Below are 3,987 nucleotides of genomic sequence, written 5' to 3'. Positions count from 1 at the left end.
TTTGTGATTAAACGGCAGGTAAATTATAGCGGGGCAAGTATATACTTAAAACTTATAAAAAGCCAAGTTTAAAGCTTTTAAATTGTATTTTTATCCACCTATTTTATTATCGGTGGATAAGTTATGTTATTCTTCAGTAAAATACCAATAGCCTTTGTTGACAAAATCAAGCATTACTTGCAGTGTATTTTTGTCTTGTATCTGTTGGTAACATAGTGTGTCTGTTTTACAAAGCAGATCAATAATTGGCATAGGTAAATCAATTTTTTCACCATGAATGTAGCCAAAATCACCCACTTTAAGTATACGAATACTGGGAACCCGATGTAACTGTGCGCCATTTTTTAGTAGTGATTCAAATTCATAATAATCGTATGGCGTTTCAACTGGGATAATATTTAAATCGTGCATAGGTATTGTAATATGCTTGCCAAACCAGTCGTTGAATAATTTGGGTGTTTTGATTAAGTCGATGAGTTGATCTTGTATTTTTGCAAGTTCATAAGGTTGGACTTGGTACGGATCGTTAGGTAGCTTCAAATCCTTATCTTGATAATAAATAGCTGTTGGTAAGTTATCAATGATATAATCGGCAAAGTTACTTAGCAATGTTTGCGATGTTTGCGTTATAAAACCGACAGAATAACTTAATGATTCACCAATTGATACGCCATTATGTGGACAACCTAGGGGGATGTATAAAATATCACCAGCGGTGATCTCTTCGTCAATGATTGGTTGATAGTCTTCAACATGTAATAATGCTTTGTGTGCACTATATTGCTTATAATTTTGATTGCGATCACCTACTTGCCAACGTCTACGCCCCATACCTTGGATAATAAAGACATCATAATTATCAATGTGTGGCCCAACGCCAGCGCCTTGTGTTGCATAAGAAATCATTAAGTCATCAAATTGCCATTGTGGAAGGCATTTAAATGGTTCAATTAAGCGCGCTGCTTGCGTATGCCAATGATCAACGGCTTGAACTAGCAAGCTCCAATGATCTTCACCTAAGTCATCATATTGGGTAAATGGCCCAAATTGCGCGTCCCAGATACCATTTTTATTCGATACGATACGGCTATCTATCTCTTCTTCCATTGCTAGACCTGCTAGTTCATCAGGCGTAATAGGATCAATAAAATTAGCAAACGCTTTACGCAAGATTACAGGCTTTTTTTGCCAATAGTTTGTTAAAAAATCATCCCAATCAATGGCTAATTTATAATTCATTTAATTTTCCTTGCAGATTGAATAATTGACAAAAATTATACGTGGTTTTTTGTGCGATCTGTTCCAATGAAACACCTTTTAACACAGATAAATATTGTGCAACTTCACGAACATAAGCGGGTTGATTCTCTTTTCCTCGGTATGGAACAGGGGCAAGATAAGGAGAGTCAGTTTCGACCAAAATACGATCAAGTGGCACATATTTAGCAACTTCTCGCAGAGCTTCGGCATTTTTAAAGGTGATAATCCCTGAAAATGAAATATAAAAACCAATGTCTAATAGTTGTTTTGCGGTTTCGATGTCTTCTGTGAAGCAGTGTAGTACACCTGAATAGACATGCTCGTCTTTTAATATTTTTAAAGTGTCTTGTTTAGCATTACGGGTATGAACAATAATTGGTTTGCTGAACTTTCGACCTAGTCGAATATGTTCTTTAAATATAGTTTGTTGTAATTCTAGATTGTCTTGTTGGTAATAGTAATCGAGTCCTGTTTCTCCAAGTGCTACAACGTTGTCTTCTTGTGCTAAGATTTCAAATCTTTCCGCATCGTACGTTTCATCATCAAGGTTAAGCGGATGAATTCCACATGAAAACGAGCATTGATTTTTGTAGGGCAAAAGTTGCTTTTTCATCGATTCATAGCCCGATAATGTTGTTGCCACGCTTAAGCAGTGCTTAACATCGTTATTGTTTGCTTCTTGTAAAATATCTTCGATAGATTTAGTACTAAAATCCAAGCTATCCAAATGACAGTGGGAATCAATTAAAAACATAAAGATCTCTTTTTATTTATCAGAAAGTTGTTCAAAATCACGAACGGGTTTTATTGTGGACCAAGAACGGCAAGCTGGGCATAACCAATAAATGGAATTAACTGTAAATCCACACTTTTGGCATCGATAGTTAGGCACTGCTTTTATTTGTTCTCCCACCATGTTGCGTAAAAGTAAAAGACTTTGTTTTGCTTTGCCTTGTTCCGCATCAGCAACATGATAGTCCATTAATCGATAAAATCCTTTTAAATTAGGATGTTTAAGTAATTCACGGTACATATAGTATTGTGCAGCATCTAGACCTTTTTGTTTTTCAATAAGATCGGCAAGCATTAATTCAGCTACATTGCCAGAGTCTTGATCGACACATAATTGTAAAAATTGCTGAAATTCATGTTGGTTATTTAATTTTAAATAGCACTCTTTTAATAAAGGTAACGCTTCGCCAATAAAGGCTTTATCTTGCTGTAATATTTGTTGAAAACAGTTGATAGCTTGCTCTGTTTTATTTTGGATCATAAAAATTCGTCCTTGCATGAGCGAAGTTCGAGCGCATTTTGTGTCAGCGGTTGCTGATTTTTGTAATAAACTATTTGCTTTGTCAAGCTCATCATTAGCAATAGCCAGTGATGCTAATTCGCAGTAAAATTGTGCAATGTCGGTTTTATATTTTTCATTACCAAGTTTGACCAGTTTTGACGCCATGTTAATGGCATTTATCCATTCGCTGGTTGATTGATAGATGATGATAAGTTGTTGCAATGCGTATTGTTGGAAATCCTCTTCATCAATTAATTGCAAAAACATCTCTTCAGCACGATCGTAAAGGCCTGCAACCATATAATCACGACCAAGCTGTTGAATGGCTAATAGTCGTTGTTCAAACGTTAAAGACGAGCTTTCTAATAGCGCTTGGTGAATTCGTATTGCTCTGTCAACTTCTCCTCGTGAGCGAAATAAGTTACCTAACGTTAAATGAGCTTCAAGCGTGCCTTCGTCTTCTTTTAACATGTCCAAGAAAAGATCGACGGCTCTATCTTTTTGGTTAGACAAAAGAAAGTTCAACCCATCTACATATTCACGGGATAGGCGATTAGATTGGTTTAGATGTTTTTGTTTAGCATTTCTGTCACCCATATACCAACCGTATCCAGCCGCAATAGGAAGTAACAGAAATAACAGTTCAAACATAGTAATCTGTTCTTAATGGTTTTTAGTTAAGTTTAATTGTTGATGATTAGCCATGCTTTCATCATATTTTTTTTGTAGCTTGTTCAATTTTCGTTTTGTTGATGAATGCTGTAATTTAGATTTTATAAAGAAAATACCAGTTAAGATCCAACCAACAAGGAAACCAGAACCAAATAAAATGGCTAATAACACCGATAAGCGGATTTCAGTTTTAGCAACCAAATAATTAAATGTGACAATTTGATCATTGGACGAGCCTATCGCAATTGAGATAGCAAAGATGATAATTATTAATAAAATTGAGATAACAAATTTCATAATGTTGACCTTTCTTTTTTATTTTTAGTTAAAACGTTTTTGTTTATTATACCTGTTTATTTATACAAATTGCTTTGGCCAGTTAATCTATCTATCAACTATAGTGACGTTCGAAAATTACCTTTCTACTATATGCCATTTTCTATTACAAAAACAGCAGATTAATGAAATTATCCATGCAATTAATACGCTTGCTATTATATCAATAGGGCTGTGCATTCCTAATAATAATCGGCTGATTTCAATTAATATCGACCAAATAATCATAACCGATGTTATCACATAATGCTGTTTGAATTTCAGTAATAGCAAAGCTAAAAAAGCCCAAGTTACAGCAAATAAAGTATGCCCAGACGGAAATGAAAAACTAGTTTCATTTTGCCAGTGGTAAGATAACCAACTTGGGATTGTAGATGAATTTTTAAATAATTGCTGGATAAACTCTTTTTTTTCTGATGTCGTTT

Annotated in this window: 5 protein-coding genes; all 5 read right to left on the bottom strand. The window is 34.7% G+C overall.

Translation table 11 applies throughout. From position 1 onward, the window contains the following. Window positions 1-126: 126 nt before the first annotated feature. Window positions 127-1,239, bottom strand: a complete 1,113-nt coding sequence (locus tag A9G30_RS04605) for a ribosomal protein uL16 3-hydroxylase (protein ID WP_065588197.1) — start codon at window positions 1,237-1,239, stop codon at window positions 127-129. Then, window positions 1,229-2,014 carry a YchF/TatD family DNA exonuclease gene (locus A9G30_RS04600; protein WP_065583428.1) on the bottom strand — a complete coding sequence of 262 codons (786 nt, stop codon included), beginning with the start codon at window positions 2,012-2,014 and terminating at the stop codon, window positions 1,229-1,231. The genes A9G30_RS04605 and A9G30_RS04600 overlap by 11 nt, the downstream gene beginning before the upstream one ends. Window positions 2,015-2,026: 12 nt before the next feature. Further along, the gene (gene lapB / locus A9G30_RS04595; RefSeq protein ID WP_065583427.1) at window positions 2,027-3,205 is read right to left on the bottom strand and encodes a lipopolysaccharide assembly protein LapB; all 1,179 of its coding nucleotides are present in this window, start codon (window positions 3,203-3,205) and stop codon (window positions 2,027-2,029) included. A gap of 12 nt (window positions 3,206-3,217) precedes the next feature. Then, complete coding sequence (locus A9G30_RS04590) at window positions 3,218-3,523, bottom strand: LapA family protein (RefSeq protein WP_065568144.1); 306 nt, start codon at window positions 3,521-3,523, stop codon at window positions 3,218-3,220. A gap of 117 nt (window positions 3,524-3,640) precedes the next feature. Then, the coding region (locus tag A9G30_RS04585) for a phosphatase PAP2 family protein (RefSeq protein WP_141671991.1) at window positions 3,641-3,987 on the bottom strand (347 nt) is incomplete at its 5' end.

Source organism: Gilliamella sp. Fer4-1 (genome assembly GCF_001690515.1).
GTDB lineage: Bacteria > Pseudomonadota > Gammaproteobacteria > Enterobacterales > Orbaceae > Gilliamella > Gilliamella apicola_C.
This window is presented reverse-complemented; position numbering and strand designations above follow the sequence as displayed.

Coding starts and splice junctions, on each gene's coding strand:
- A9G30_RS04605 (WP_065588197.1), bottom strand. CDS start 1,239: ATGAATTATAAATTAGCCATTGATTGGGATGATTTTTTAACAAACTAT.
- A9G30_RS04600 (WP_065583428.1), bottom strand. CDS start 2,014: ATGTTTTTAATTGATTCCCACTGTCATTTGGATAGCTTGGATTTTAGT.
- lapB (WP_065583427.1), bottom strand. CDS start 3,205: ATGTTTGAACTGTTATTTCTGTTACTTCCTATTGCGGCTGGATACGGT.
- A9G30_RS04590 (WP_065568144.1), bottom strand. CDS start 3,523: ATGAAATTTGTTATCTCAATTTTATTAATAATTATCATCTTTGCTATC.